Below are 14,755 nucleotides of genomic sequence, written 5' to 3' on the forward strand. Positions count from 1 at the left end.
TGCGTTGCACGAAATTTTCACAAAGTGTCCAAGACAATTCGCCCGCGCTGTTTGCGCTGCGCCAGATGAAAGTGTCTGGCGGCGGGGCAGTAATCAATGGCAATGGTGCGGGTGATCGTGCAACATTTGCGCACCGCGCAAGCCCCGGGGTCTGGAATGACCAATAGAGGGCATGGCGCCGCTGTATTTTTGCAACTTCAACTTCCAATGGGTCCTAAAACGACATGGCAAACCCGGACGCCCTGAATCAGCAGCGATCTTCTGCTCGCCTGCTGCAACCGACCGTCAAATCGCATCTGGCCTACACGCTGCTTTGTGCACTGGTCATGATGGTGATGTTTTCCGTGCTGCGCCTCGCGCTGCTGGTCTACAACCGCGAGATGATCCTCGATACCCCGGCTTCGACCTTCCTCGAAGCCTTCGCCAACGGCCTGCGTTTCGACCTGCGCCTGGTGGTTTATGTGTGCATTCCGCTGGTGCTGGCGCTGTTCAGTGCGCGCGCCATGGCTGCCCGTGGCTTCTTCCGTCTGTGGCTGACCATCGCCTCGAGCATCGCGCTGTTCCTCGGCCTGATGGAGATGGACTTCTACCGCGAGTTCCACCAGCGCCTCAATGGCCTGGTGTTCCAGTACGTGAAGGAAGACCCGAAAACCGTGATGAGCATGCTCTGGTACGGTTTTCCGGTGGTGCGCTACCTGCTCGCGTGGGTGATCGGCACCGTGATCCTGACACTCGCGTTCAAAGGCGCCGACCGTGCCACGCGTCCGCGCGGACCTTTCAGCGGTGGCAGCGTCGGCACCCGTCAGGTCGCGCCGTGGTACACGCGTCTCGCGGTGTTCGTGGTCTGCCTGTTGATCTGCGTGGTGGCTGCTCGTGGCACCCTGCGTCAAGGCCCGCCAATGCGCTGGGGTGACGTGTACACCACCGATTCGAACTTCGCCAACCAGCTCGGCCTCAACGCCACGCTGTCGCTGATCGAGGCCGCCAAGTCCCGCATGGGCGAAGATCGCGACAATATCTGGAAAGCGACGTTGCCGCAGGAGCAAGCGCAGAAAGTCGTGCGCGATATGCTGCTGATGCCTGACGACAAACTGGTCGATGCCGATATTGCCGCGGTGCGCCGTGATTACACGCCACCAGCCGACAAGACCCTGCCGATCAAAAACGTCGTGGTGATCCTGATGGAAAGCATGGCCGGTCACTCGGTTGGCGCCTTGGGTGCTCCGGGCAACATCACGCCTTACCTGGACAAGCTGTCCAAGGAAGGCCTGCTGTTCGACCGTTTCTTCTCTAACGGTACGCATACCCACCAGGGCATGTTTGCGACCATGGCCTGCTTCCCGAACCTGCCTGGCTTCGAATACCTGATGCAGACCCCGGAAGGCAGCCACAAGCTGTCCGGCCTGCCGCAGGTGCTCAGCGCCCGTAACTACGACGACGTGTACGTCTACAATGGCGACTTCGCCTGGGACAACCAGTCGGGCTTCTTCAGCAACCAGGGCATGACCAACTTTGTCGGTCGTAACGACTTCGTCAACCCGGTGTTCTCCGATCCGACCTGGGGCGTGTCCGACCAGGACATGTTCGACCGTGGTCTGCAGGAACTCAAGGCGCGGGAAAACGGCAAGCCGTTCTATGCGCTGCTGCAAACCCTGTCCAACCACACGCCTTACGCCTTGCCGACGCCATTGCCGGTCGAGCGCGTGACTGACCGTGGCAGCCTCAACGAACACTTGACCGCCATGCGCTACTCCGACTGGGCATTGGGTCAGTTCTTCGAGAAAGCACGCAAAGAGCCGTACTTCAAGGAAACTCTGTTTGTCATCGTCGGCGACCACGGTTTCGGCAACGAGCGCCAGATCACCGAAATGGACCTGGGCCGCTTCAACGTGCCGATGCTGATGATCGCGCCGGGCATCCAGGAGAAGTTCGGTACCCGTGACCACACCGTGGGCACGCAGATCGACATCGTGCCGACCATCATGGGGCGTCTCGGTGGTGAAGTGCGTCATCAGTGCTGGGGCCGTGACCTGCTCAACCTGCCGGAAGGCGACACCGGTTTCGGTGTGATCAAACCGTCGGGCAGCGAGCAGACCACCGCCATCGTCACCGCCGACCAGATCCTGGTGTTGCCGCGAGACAAGGACATGGGGCCGAAAATGTGGCAGTACCAGTTGGGTGCCAACCCGCACGCCGAAGTCGTTCCGAATGCGCCGCGTACTGCCGAGTTGAAACTCAAACTCGAAGCGTTCCTGCAAACGGCGACCAAAAGCCTGATGGATAACACCGCAGGCGTCATTCACGGCAAACCGGATTGATCATTCGTCGACATTAAAATCCGCGCAATAAAAAAGAGGCCCTGAACAGGGCCTCTTTTTTTGCGCTTGAATCGTTGTTATATCCGACCGAGTAACAGCAGTACCAGCAGCACTACCAACACCACGCCGATAATGCCCGAAGGACCATAACCCCAACTTCTGGAGTGCGGGAAGACCGGCAGACCACCGATCAGCAACAGGATCAGGATAATGATTAGAATTGTGCCCATGTCGATTTCCTTGTTGATAGCGTTCGAGAAGTCTTGGTATTCAAGGGCGACTGGAAACTAAGTAATTCCAGGCGGCTTACAAATTCCGACCGGTGCGCATGAAAGAAAATTCAATGTTTTTTTAATGTATTTGGATTGCTCGCTTATTTCTTTTAAAGCACAAGATCAAAAGATCGCAGCCTGCAGCAGCTCCTGCATTGAACGCGTGTAGAAGCTGCCGCAGGCTGCGGCCTTTTGATCCTCCATTCAGCAATCTGATGGAGCGTGGGCGGGCGTCGATCCTTCGCTACACTCCGCGCATCTTCCCCGGAACAACAAGGCTGTCTGCTATGCAAAATCGCATGATGATCACTGGTGCGGGCTCGGGCCTGGGTCGCGAAATCGCGCTGCGCTGGGCCCGTGAAGGCTGGCGGCTGGCCTTGTCCGATGTCAGCGAACCCGGCCTGCAGGAAACCCTGAAACTGGTGCGCGAGGCCGGCGGTGACGGTTTTATCCAGCGTTGCGATGTGCGTGATTACAGCCAGCTCACCGCCTTCGCTCAAGCCTGCGAAGAAAAGCTTGGCGGCATCGACATCATCGTCAACAACGCGGGCGTGGCTTCGGGCGGTTTCTTCAGCGAGCTGTCGCTGGAAGATTGGGACTGGCAGATCGCGATCAACCTGATGGGTGTGGTCAAGGGCTGCAAAGCGTTCCTGCCGCTGCTTGAGCAAAGCAAAGGCAAAATCATCAACATCGCCTCCATGGCGGCACTGATGCAAGGCCCGGCGATGAGCAACTACAACGTGGCCAAGGCCGGTGTGGTAGCCCTTTCGGAAAGCCTTCTGATCGAACTGGCGCAGCAGGAAGTCGGCGTCCATGTGGTGTGCCCGTCGTTCTTCCAGACCAACTTGCTCGATTCGTTCCGTGGCCCGACCCCGGCGATGAAAGCGCAGGTCGGCAAGTTGCTGGAAAGTTCGCCGATTACGGCGGCGGACATCGCCGACTACATCTTTCAGCAAGTGGCGGCCGGCGAGTTCATGATCTTGCCCCATGAACAAGGGCGCATGGCTTGGGCGCTGAAACAGAAGAATCCGCAGTTGCTCTACAACGAAATGACGGCCATGGCGGAAAAAATGCGCGCCAAGGCCAAACAGAACAACGGCTGACCTTGCCCGTTGCAGATGGCGTCGTTAGGGTGGCCGCAATGGTCACCCTGTCGAGACGCATCAATGCTCAATTATTTGTGGTTCTTTCTCGCGGCGCTGTTTGAGATCGCCGGCTGTTTCGCCTTTTTCATGTGGCTGCGTCAGGGCAAAAGTGCCTTGTGGGTGATGCCTGCGCTGCTCAGCCTGACCCTGTTCGCACTGTTGCTGACCCGCGTTGAAGCCAACTATGCCGGGCGTGCCTATGCCGCGTATGGCGGGATCTACATTGTTACTTCGATTGGCTGGCTGATGGTGGTCGAGCGCGTGCGTCCATTGGCTTCGGACTGGATCGGTGTGGCGTTGTGCGTGATCGGCGCCAGCGTGATTCTTTTCGGGCCGAGGTTTTCCGCTGCCTGATGGCTTTTGTGGGAATCGTCTGACGGCTTGGGGTTGGCAGGGGTGTAAGGCAAAACTGATTTGCCCGGCGCGCATTGTGGAGCCGCGGCAAGCCGCGCATCTTCAGGGTTCGCTAACCCTGAAGGACGAATCTCATGCTTGTACTCAGCCGTGTCGTTGGTGAGTTGATTTCAATCGGCGACGACATTTCCCTGCGTGTGTTGTCGGTCAACGGCTCCAGCGTGCGCTTTGGCATCGAGGCCCCACAAAAGGTCCACGTGCATCGCGCCGAGGTCTATGACCGGATCAAACGCAAGCAGGCCACCGAAAAGCTGCGCTGAGGATTTCAATCGAACAGGTGCTTGGGCACATCGTGCTTGAGCATCAGTTGGCATTGCTCGCTTTCCGGGTCGAAGACGATCAATGCCTGGCCTTTGGTCAATGCCTGACGCACGCGCAGCACGCGGGTTTCCAGCGGCGTGTCATCGCCGTTGTCGGTACCGTCGCGGGTGACGAAATCCTCGATCAGGCGGGTGAGGGTGTCGACTTCAAGTTGGTCGTGGGGGATGAGCATGGGCACCTCGGCTGAATCAATGGCGGGATGCTACGGCGATTGCGGTTTGTCTGCCAGTTTTGTGTTGCCTGTACCTACGCCATCGCGAGCAGGCTCACTCCTACAGGGGAACGCATTCCAAAGGTAGGCCTTCGCCTGCTCGCGATAGCGGTATTTCAAACAACGATGATCTAACTGTCGGAACGCTGCCCCACCAGACTGTCCACCGACGGCACGCGCGTATCGCTCTCCATCTGCGTGTCATGTTCAATCTGATGACTGAAGCGATCCAGCGAGGCATTGGCCGGCGCCGCATCGCTGGCGAACACGGGCGGGCTCAGAATGTACGCGCCGAGCAAACGACTGAGCGCCGCCAGACTGTCGATGTGCGTGCGTTCATAACCGTGCGTCGCGTCGCAGCCAAAGGCGAGCAGGGCGGTGCGAATGTCGTGGCCGGCGGTCACCGCCGAATGCGCATCGCTGAAGTAGTAACGGAACAGGTCACGGCGCACCGGCAGTTCGTTGTCACCGGCCAGACGCAGCAAATGTCGCGACAAGTGATAGTCGTAAGGCCCGCCGGAATCCTGCATCGCCACACTCACCGCATGCTCACTGGAGTGTTGCCCCGGCGCGACGGGAGCGATGTCGATGCCGACGAATTCGCTGACGTCCCACGGCAATGCTGCCGCCGCGCCACTGCCGGTTTCTTCGGTGATGGTGAACAGCGGATGGCAGTCGATCATCAATTCCTGGCCGCTGTCGACGATGGCTTTGAGTGCCGCCAGCAGCGCTGCAACCCCGGCCTTGTCGTCCAGGTGACGGGCGCTGATGTGGCCGCTTTCGGTGAACTCCGGCAGCGGGTCGAAGGCGACCACGTCACCGATGCTGATGCCCAGCGAATCGCAATCGGCCTTGGTCGCACAGTAGGCGTCCAGGCGCAGTTCAACGTGATCCCAACTGATCGGCATTTCATCCACGGCGGTGTTGAACGCGTGTCCGGAGGCCATCAGCGGCAACACACTGCCGCGAATCACGCCGTTGTCGGTAAACAGGCTGACGCGGCTGCCCTCGGCAAAGCGGCTCGACCAGCAGCCGACCGGAGCGAGGGTCAGGCGGCCGTTATCTTTGATTGCACGGACCGCCGCGCCAATGGTGTCGAGGTGCGCCGAGACCGCGCGGTCCGGGCTGTTTTTCTTGCCCTTGAGCGTGGCGCGAATGGTGCCGCGCCGGGTCATTTCGAAGGGGATGCCGAGTTCTTCCAGACGCTCGGCAACGTAACGCACGATGGTGTCGGTGAACCCGGTGGGGCTGGGAATGGCGAGCATTTCCAGCAAGACTTTTTGCAGGTAGTTGAGATCCGGTTCGGGGATTTGCGTGGTCATGGAAACTCCTGATGGGTTAAGCACATCGATGGTTTCGATGAGGGAAAATGGGTGGTGGATTTAAGAGCCTCTTCGCGAGCAGGCTCGCTCCCACATTTGGAATGCATTCCCCTGTGGGAGCGAGCCTGCTCGCGAAGGCGTCAGTCCTGACAAAGCAGATTCAAGAAATGGCCGGCTGACTGTGCGGAAACAACAAATCAACAAACCGCTCCGCCGTCGGCTGCGGCTCGTGGTTTGCCAACCCGGCGCGCTCATTGGCCTCGATAAACACGTACTCGGGCTGATCCGCCGCGGGCACCATCAAGTCGAGGCCGACCATCGGGATGTCCAGCGCCCGTGCCGCCCTTACTGCCGCATCGACCAAGGTCGGATGCAGAATCGCGGTGACATCTTCCAGTGTGCCGCCGGTGTGCAGATTCGCCGTACGGCGCACAAACAGGTGCTCGCCGGCCGGCAGAATGCTGCTGTAGTCGTAACCCGCGGCATGGAGGGTGCGCTGGGTTTCGTGATCCAGCGGGATTTTGCTTTCGCCGCTGGTGGCCGCTTGCCGACGCCGACTCTGCGCCTCGATCAACGCGCCCACCGAATGCTGGCCATCGCCGACCACTTCTGCCGGTTTACGAATCGCCGCCGCCACCACTTCAAAACCAATCACCACAATCCGCAGATCAAGCCCTTCGTGGAAGCTTTCCAGCAGCACGCGGCTATCAAATTGCTTCGCCGTTTCGATGGCTTGCTGCACCTCTTCGATGCTCCGCAAATCCACCGCCACGCCCTGGCCCTGTTCACCGTCGAGTGGCTTGACCACCACCCGTTGATGCTCGTCGAGGAAGGCCAGGTTGTCGTCGGCATTGCCTGCTAATTGCTGCGAGGGCAGGTTCAGTCCGGCGCCTTTCAGCACTTTGTGGGTCAGGCTTTTGTCCTGACACAGGCTCATGCTGATTGCACTGGTCAGGTCGCTCAGCGATTCGCGGCAACGCACGCGGCGTCCGCCATGGCTGAGGGTGAACAACCCGGCATCGGCATCATCCACCTGCACATCAATGCCGCGTCGATGGGCTTCTTCCACGATGATCCGCGCATACGGATTGAATTGCGCTTCAGGCCCCGGGCCGAGAAACAGCGGCTGATTGATGCCGTTCTTGCGTTTGATGGCGAAGGTCGACAGGTTGCGAAAACCGAGCTTGGCGTAGAGGTTTTTCGCCTGACGATTGTCGTGCAACACCGACAGGTCGAGATAGCTCAGACCGCGACTCATGAAGTGCTCGATCAGGTGCCGCACCAGCACTTCACCGACCCCCGGACGCGAACATTGCGGATCAACCGCCAGGCACCACAGGCTGCTGCCATTTTCCGGGTCGTTGAAGGCCTTTTGATGGTTCAGGCCCATGACGCTGCCGATCACCGCGCCGCTGTCTTCATCCTCGGCCAGCCAGTACACCGGGCCGCCCTGATGATGCGGGGTCAGCCGCGTGGCATCGATCGGTAACATGCCGCGCGCCTGATACAACAGATTGATCGCCTGCCAGTCCGCCTCACTCTGCGCGCGGCGAATACGAAAGCCGCGAAAGACTCTTGTGGCCTGCCGGTAATCGCTGAACCACAGGCGCAAGGTGTCGGACGGGTCGAGAAACAGTTGCGTCGGTTCCAGGCCGAGAATCTGCTGTGGCGCGGCAACATATAACGCGATATCGCGCTCACCGGGCTGCTCTTTGAGCAGCTCCTGCGCCAGCGATGCCGGGTCGGGAAAGGTGTGCCCGATCAGCAAGCGGCCCCAGCCGCAATGGACCGCAATCGGGTCGGCGACCAGCGTGCTGCCGTCTTCGGCCAGACGTGCCTGCAAGCGTTCATAGGACGGTGTCTGACCGCGTATCAGCCGTTGGTTGATGGCCGTGGCGTGGGGTTTCATCGATCAGATTCCTTGTTCACTGAGCCACAGGTTCAGGGCTGCCAGTTGCCACAGCTTCGAACCGCGCAACGGCGTCAACTGGCCTTGCGGGTCGGTCAGCAATTTATCGAGCATGGCCGGGTTGAACAGGCCGCGATCCTGACTTGGATCGAGCAGCAGTTCGCGTACCCAGTTCAGGGTGTCGCCTTGCAAGTGCTTGAGACCGGGCACCGGGAAGTAGCCTTTTTTGCGGTCGATCACTTCACTCGGGATGACCCGGCGCGCTGCTTCTTTGAGCACTTGTTTACCGCCGTCGGGCAGCTTGAATTGGCCCGGTACGCGAGCGGACAGTTCCACCAGTCGATAGTCGAGAAAAGGTGTGCGCGCCTCGAGGCCCCAGGCCATGGTCATGTTGTCGACGCGTTTGACCGGGTCATCGACCAGCATCACCGTGCTGTCCAGACGCAGGGCTTTGTCCACTGCGGCATCGGCGCCAGGTTGTGCGAAATGCGCCTTCACGAAGTCACCGGCAGCGTCGTTCGCAGTCAGCCATTTCGGCTGCACGGTCGCGGCATAGTCGTCATAGCTGCGGTCGAAAAACGCGTTGCGATACGCCGCATACGGATCGGCCGCGCCGTCGACTTGCGGATACCAGTGATAACCGGCAAACAACTCGTCAGCACCCTGTCCGCTTTGCACCACCTTGCAGTGCTTGGCCACTTCGCGCGACAGCAGGTAGAAAGCGATGCAGTCATGACTGACCATCGGCTCGCTCATCGCTCGAAACGCGGCGGGCAGTTGCTCGATGATTTCTTTCTCGTCGATGCGCAATTGGTGATGCTGAGTGCCGTAGTGTTTGGCGATCAGATCGGAATACTGAAACTCGTCACCGCGTTCGCCACCGGCATCCTGGAAACCGATGGAGAAGGTCGAGAGATTCTCCACGCCGACTTCACGCAACAGGCCGACGAGCATGCTCGAATCGACACCGCCGGAGAGCAGCACACCGACATCCACCGCCGCACGTTGACGAATCGCCACCGCTTCGCGGGTGCTGTCGAGGACGCGGTCGACCCAGTCTTCCAGCGTCAGATTTTTCTCGTCGTCGTGCGGGCCGTAGGGCAGGGTCCACCAGGTTTTCTGCTCGGTGCTGCCATCGGCTTCAACGCGCATCCACGTCGCGGGTGGCAGTTTTTCAATGCCGGCCAGCAGGGTGCGCGGGGCGGGGACCACGGCATGGAAATTCAGGTAGTGATTGAGCGCCACCGGATCGAGGATCGGGTTGATGTCGCCGCCCTTGAGCAGCGCCGGCAACGCCGAGGCAAAGCGCAAGCGCTGACCGGTACGTGACAGGTACAAGGGCTTTACGCCGAGACGGTCGCGGGCGATGAACAGGCGTTGGGCGTCGCGTTCCCAAATGGCGAACGCGAACATGCCGTTGAGCTTGGGCAGCAGCGCTTCGCCCCAGGCGTGGTAGCCCTTGAGCAGCACTTCGGTGTCGCCACCGGAATAAAAGGCGTAACCCAGCGCTTCGAGTTCGGCGCGCAGTTCCGGGAAATTGTAGATAGCGCCGTTGAAGGCCAGGGACAAGCCCAACTGGCTGTCGATCATCGGCTGCGCCGAGCCGTCCGACAGGTCCATGATTTTCAGGCGACGATGGCCCAGGGCAATCGGCCCTTGGGCATGGAAGCCCCACGCGTCGGGGCCGCGAGGGGCCAGGTGATGGGTGATTCTCTCGATCGCTGCAAGGTCTGCAGGTTGGTGATCAAAACGTAACTCGCCAGCTAATCCGCACATAAAGTCCTTACCGGTTTTTCCGTTGGGGAGGGGTCAAGCCGTACCTGCCAGAAGGGCGGTACTCAGAAACTGACCCGTGCCGGTAAGTGGAGTTTTAGAACAATGAGTTATAAGCCGACTGAACCTTCAATTCTCCGGCTTTCGCGTTGCGAATATCACTATGTACCGCACCGTCCTGTCGCGAGCCCGATAAGGTTTTGGCTTCGAACCTGCAATAAAGGATTATTGCGATGATCACTGCACAGGATAAACCCGCGCCGCAAGCACCCACCCATCAGGAAACGCTTGGTGTGTTGCTCGAAGCCACTGGCGATCTGGACACCGCCGAAGCGTTGCAAGAAAGCTTGCCCGAGAGCTTGCTCAAAAGTTCGGCCAGCACACTGGCCGCCCTTGATCTAACCGCGCGCGAACTGCACGCCGTTCAGCTCAGAGTCGAAAAGGATCTGCTCAAACTCAAGCCGCTGAACGATTTTTGCAAAAAGGAACTGACCGAGGCGATGAATCGCAAGTGGTCGGCGGTATTTAATGTCGAAAAGGATCTGTTGAGCCTCCCGGGACCGGATTGCGGCTGCTCGCCCGTCACCACCGATGACAAGGCTGTCGAAGCGGTGCCGCACGCCACCCAGACATTGTTGCAAGCGGCGATGCAGAACTTCACCGATGACGAGGAGGCTGACGGTTTCCCCTCTGGCAGTCTGGTGCGGGTGAGCAGTGCGCCGGCGGGCGTGGCAGGGCTGACCCCGGCATCATTTGCCGGATTTTGTCGTGAACTGGATCTGGGCAAACGCTACCAGAAGCATTTTCAGGAAGTATTCGGCCTCCAGGACGCTGACGGCAAGGTCGTAGCGACCAGTCCAATGACCCGCGACATCGCGGCGCTCAAAAAGCAGCTGCTGCAATTGGACATGCATCTGGCGGGCTTGCGCCGACACATCACTCCCGCGAGCGTACGTACATTGCAGAGACTGATCGACGCTGACGGCGTGGTTTCAGCAAAAAACCTGCACCACAAGGGGCGCCCTTTGATCATGCAGGGCATCGAAATATTCGACAGTTGCATCTGGGGCGTCGTGGTGTTTTCTGTCAATTCGCTAGCGTCGCACCCCGACGAAGGGTGTCTGGTTTACGCAGCTAACGAGCCCGACAGGCCGTTGTACGAATACGCCAGTTTTACTGCGTTCAAGGAGTACCTCGCGGGGAAGCTGAAGGAAAAAAACTACAAGAATTACTTCGCCAACTGCCTTGATGAAGATGACAAGGCAGACTTTTTCAAGACCTTGGTCAGTCGCGCGGACCTGGGGACCATCACGCCGCTGCCAATCAAGGTGCCGCTGTTCGAATTCATGGTGCAGAGCCATGTTGGCAAGCTGCAGATCGACGCGCGCAAACTCGCCGTGCCGACCGAAGATATTGACGAGGACGTGCGCCAGAAACGACTGCTCGATTTTCTTGAACTGGGGGTGACGCTGGCAACGGTGGCAGGGTTCTTCGTTCCGGTGGTCGGCCAACTGATGATGGGGGTGGCCGTGGGGCAGTTGCTGGCGGAAGTGTACGAGGGGGTTGAGGACTGGCGCCGCGGCGATCATCAGGAGGCCTTGTCTCACGTGTTAAGTGTGGTAGAGAACATCGTGGTGATGGGCCTGTTCGCGGGTGGGCAAAAAGTTGTGGGCACGCTGGGACGCAAACTGGTCAAGGCCCAACCGGCGTTTTTCGGTCAGTTCGCTCCCATTACCAATACCGCTGGCAAGGCGCGGCTGTGGAAGCCCGATTTGACGCCCTATGAGCATCGGTTGCCGGTGGGTTTTACGGTCGCATCCGATTCCGAGGAGGTGTTCGAGATCAGGGACAAGACGGTCGGCCGTGTCGATCATCGAATCGTCTCCGGTTCCATCGACGCGCAAACCAGGCGCTGGCGTCTTGAACATCCCCTCCGTGCAGACGCCTACTCTCCTGAACTCGAGCGGCACATCGAGGGCGGCTGGCGACTGGCCCATGAAGATCCTGCACAGTGGAGCAGCACGCCCTACACCCTCAAGCGCATGGACCCGCATCTGAGCGAGTTTGTCGACAACGATCTGGACATGATGCGACGCCTGAGCGGTGTCAGCCACGAACAATTGCAGCGCGCCGCTGCCGACAATCTGGCGCTGCCAGTGCGCTTGCGCGACACCGTGGAACGCCTGCGTATCGAACGCCAGTTGCGCCAGCTCATCATCGAGCTGGGAAGTGGTGAGACGCACGCTGGCCAACCGGTGGAAGAACAACTGCACGGCTTGGCGAAGTTGCCGGGCTGGCCAGCCGATCGCTATATCGAGGTTGCCGATGAGGACGCCAACGTCACGGCAAGGTATCCCGCCCCTCAGCGTCCTGACGACAAACTCAGTGTGCCTGTCAGCCAGGAGCAGCTCGATTCCGGTCAATTGCTTCAAACCGTGATCGATGGCTTGTATCAGAAGGAGGTCGATACGTTGGTGGGAACCAGGGTTCTTGGCGAGGGTGAACGTCAGGCATTGGCGAAAAAACTGGCCGCTGCACTCGCCTCGGATCGTCGGGAAGTCTTTGAGCGGATGTATGCCCGCTACGATCAGAGCGATGCTGACGAGGTGAAGAAGTTGCGCGCCGTGTTTGCCGATATCCCCGCTCGTTATGCACAACATTTGATTGATCGGGCCGCGAGTGTCGACCGTTTGCACTTGCGATCAACCGGGCGCGTGCCTTTGCGTCTGGGGCAAAAAATCCGCGAGGGTATGGCGCAGGTACGGGTTGATCGCGCGTTGACCGGGTTGCACGTGCCGCAGGTCGCCAATGCCGACAGTGATCGACTGGCGATTCAACTGCTGCCTCGGTTGAATGGCTGGGACGTCGGAATGCGCCTCGCAGTGCGGGACAAGGCGTTGAAGGGGCCGGTGCTGGAAGCCATCGGCAGCGAGTCGGCGTTGCCTTCCAGCGCCTGCACGCTGGTCAAGTCCAGCCAAGGCTATGAAGCGTTCGCCGGGGATGGTAAATCCCTCGGTCGCGTGGCTGCGGGGCCGGACAGCCTCTATGCCGCGATCCTCAAGGCACTACCATTGCGTCAGCGTACCGCCCTCGGTTTTGCCGATCCCGTGGCTGCCGACAGTGCGCGGTTGCGCGGGAAATTGCTCAACGTGGCGCTGGATGAGCGGAAGGCCAGTGAACGCGTCTTGACGACCGGCAAACTTGAATTGCCGGTGACTGAGTCTGCCTGTATCCAGGCTGACCCTGTCAGCACGGCGACGACTCACCCGCGCGCGTTGCTACGCAAAGTCAGAAAGCTTTACCCGCGCTTCAGTGAACAACAGGCCAGCGAGTTCATCGATGGCCTCGGCACTGACTTGTTGGCCCGGGCAACTCGGGTGAAAGGATTGCGCGCTGATCTGAAGCAATTGCGTGAAGTGCTGGCGGCCTGGGCTGAAGATGAGACCGCCATGAAGGCACTGGGCGGCGAATTGCAAGTGGTGCACCGCAGCCGAACTTTTACGGCAGAGCAGATCGAAGACAGTTTCCGACGAATTGTCATGGCCGTGGATGAAAGCGGAAAATCCGTCTGCGCTCTCAATCTCGACAAGATGCACGTCGGCAAGTTGCCCACGCTCCCCACGGGTTTGAATTTCGATCATGTAAAGCACTTGTCGTTGAAGCAGATGGACCAGGGTGACGATCTCGCGTATTTCCTCAAAGCCTTCAGGCAAGTCGAATCGCTGGAACTGGACGGCAACAAGCTCACTCGGTTGCCTGAGGTGTTGTCACACATGCCGAACCTCGCGCGGTTGAGCCTGGCGAACAATCAGATCAAGCTGACCGAATACACGCTGGTCAAATTGAGCAATATGCGCACGCTGTCCCACCTGAACATGAACTACAACACGCTGGACGCTACCCCGGATGTGAGCAAACTGTTGGATTTGCGCAGCCTGGCGTTGCGCGACACGGGCGCGACCGAGCTGCCGAAAGGAATTGCCCGGCTGCCTTCTCTGGATTGGGTGGATCTGCGCTACAACCAGATCAAGGACCTGCCAGCCTGGTTGTTCAAATCATCGAAACGCTACAGCAAAGCGTTCAATCTGCGCGGCAATCCATTGTCGCTGGCCAGCAGCACCCATTTGGCCGACTACTTGAACAATGTCGGCATCGGCATGGGCTATCTGGAAAACGACAATGCCCGAATGGACGAATACAAGGCGCGCTCGTTGTGGCTGGACGAAGGGGTGGGAACGGACTTTACCCGACGTCAACGCATCTGGAAGGCATTCAGGGACGACCCGAATGCCGAGGGCCTGTTTTTTCTGCTTTCGGAGCTGGGCAATACGGCCGATTCGGTAAAGGTCAACGAAGACATGCGTCGACGCGTGTGGGTCGTGCTGGAGGCGGCCGAACGCGACGCCATCCTGTGTGATCAAGTGCTTAACCTGGCCGCCAACCCTATCAACTGTACAGATTCGGCGGCGATCAATTTCAGCCATCTGGAACTGGCCGTGGAAATTGACCAGGTGACCAGCCTCGCCGGAGGCCGCATCACCAGCGCCAGGCCACTGCTCAAGCTTGGCCGGGGGCTGTTCCGGCTGGACCAGGTTAACCAGATTGCCCACGAGCATGCGCTCAAGCATCCGGCTCTCGACCCACTGGAGGTGAGCCTGGCTTATCGGATCGGGCTGGCCGAGACGCTGGATCTGCCAGGGCAGCCCCAGCATATGCAGTTTACCGGGCTGGCCAAGGTCACTGCGGCGGATCTGGCAACTGCAAAGAGCAAGGTCGAGACAGCCGAGCTGTCATCCGAATGGCTGACCTTCATGTTGCGCAAGCCGTTCTGGTGCGACTATCTCAAACGGACGTTTCCCCGCCAGTTCGCCAGTATTCAGGCAACCTATAACGAAAAAATCGAAGCGCTGGAGGACCAGCGCGATAAGCTGTCTGAGGACGACCTCAGAAACGCGATGGATGTGCCCCAGCTCGAGCGCGAGCAAGCCGAAGAAAAGGTGTTCTCCCGCCTCACCGCAGACGCGATACGCGTGATGGATCTTGGATTGTGTGCGATGTCCGATGAGTGAG

Annotated in this window: 10 protein-coding genes; 5 read left to right on the forward strand and 5 right to left on the reverse strand. The window is 59.4% G+C overall.

Annotated features, from left to right (window positions below; translation table 11 throughout):
- Positions 1 to 224 precede the first annotated feature (224 nt).
- Positions 225 to 2,318 (forward strand): LTA synthase family protein, encoded by a 2,094-nt coding sequence (locus tag ACM6IV_RS23205; RefSeq protein WP_414871810.1) that lies wholly within the window; start codon positions 225 to 227, stop codon positions 2,316 to 2,318.
- Between the two features lie 77 nt (positions 2,319 to 2,395).
- On the opposite strand, the gene ACM6IV_RS23210 is transcribed toward ACM6IV_RS23205, so the two are convergent.
- Positions 2,396 to 2,554, reverse strand: coding sequence for a DUF3309 family protein (locus tag ACM6IV_RS23210; protein WP_169432680.1), 159 nt, complete (start codon positions 2,552 to 2,554; stop codon positions 2,396 to 2,398).
- A gap of 323 nt (positions 2,555 to 2,877) precedes the next feature.
- On the opposite strand from ACM6IV_RS23210, the gene ACM6IV_RS23215 reads away from it, so the two are divergent.
- The 3 genes from ACM6IV_RS23215 (at position 2,878) to csrA (ending at position 4,409) form a co-directional block, all read left to right on the forward strand.
- Positions 2,878 to 3,693: an SDR family oxidoreductase gene (locus ACM6IV_RS23215; RefSeq protein WP_414871811.1), complete on the forward strand. Its 816-nt coding sequence runs from the start codon at positions 2,878 to 2,880 to the stop codon at positions 3,691 to 3,693.
- 63 nt (positions 3,694 to 3,756) lie between these two features.
- Positions 3,757 to 4,089, forward strand: a complete 333-nt coding sequence (locus ACM6IV_RS23220; RefSeq protein WP_414871812.1) for a YnfA family protein — start codon at positions 3,757 to 3,759, stop codon at positions 4,087 to 4,089.
- A 134-nt stretch (positions 4,090 to 4,223) separates the two neighbouring features.
- The gene (gene csrA, locus ACM6IV_RS23225) at positions 4,224 to 4,409 is read left to right on the forward strand and encodes a carbon storage regulator CsrA (RefSeq protein ID WP_414871813.1); all 186 of its coding nucleotides are present in this window, start codon (positions 4,224 to 4,226) and stop codon (positions 4,407 to 4,409) included.
- Between the two features lie 5 nt (positions 4,410 to 4,414).
- On the opposite strand, the gene ACM6IV_RS23230 is transcribed toward csrA, so the two are convergent.
- The 4 genes from ACM6IV_RS23230 to ACM6IV_RS23245 all read right to left on the reverse strand — a co-directional run bounded on the left by ACM6IV_RS23230 (position 4,415) and on the right by ACM6IV_RS23245 (position 9,688).
- Complete coding sequence (locus tag ACM6IV_RS23230) at positions 4,415 to 4,642, reverse strand: YheU family protein (protein ID WP_003199186.1); 228 nt, start codon at positions 4,640 to 4,642, stop codon at positions 4,415 to 4,417.
- Between the two features lie 170 nt (positions 4,643 to 4,812).
- A complete protein-coding gene (locus tag ACM6IV_RS23235) occupies positions 4,813 to 6,003 on the reverse strand; it encodes an osmoprotectant NAGGN system M42 family peptidase (RefSeq protein WP_414871814.1) in 1,191 nt (396 codons plus the stop codon).
- 160 nt (positions 6,004 to 6,163) lie between these two features.
- On the reverse strand, positions 6,164 to 7,912 hold the full coding sequence (gene ngg / locus ACM6IV_RS23240; protein ID WP_414871815.1) for an N-acetylglutaminylglutamine synthetase: 1,749 nt from the start codon (positions 7,910 to 7,912) through the stop codon (positions 6,164 to 6,166).
- A 3-nt stretch (positions 7,913 to 7,915) separates the two neighbouring features.
- On the reverse strand, positions 7,916 to 9,688 hold the full coding sequence (locus ACM6IV_RS23245; protein WP_414871816.1) for an N-acetylglutaminylglutamine amidotransferase: 1,773 nt from the start codon (positions 9,686 to 9,688) through the stop codon (positions 7,916 to 7,918).
- A gap of 230 nt (positions 9,689 to 9,918) precedes the next feature.
- Between ACM6IV_RS23245 and ACM6IV_RS23250 the strand changes: the two genes are divergently transcribed.
- Positions 9,919 to 14,754 carry an NEL-type E3 ubiquitin ligase domain-containing protein gene (locus ACM6IV_RS23250; RefSeq protein WP_414871817.1) on the forward strand — a complete coding sequence of 1,612 codons (4,836 nt, stop codon included), beginning with the start codon at positions 9,919 to 9,921 and terminating at the stop codon, positions 14,752 to 14,754.
- The last annotated feature ends 1 nt before the right edge of the window (position 14,755 follow it).

This window comes from Pseudomonas sp. IT-347P, assembly GCF_949768005.1.
GTDB lineage: Bacteria > Pseudomonadota > Gammaproteobacteria > Pseudomonadales > Pseudomonadaceae > Aquipseudomonas.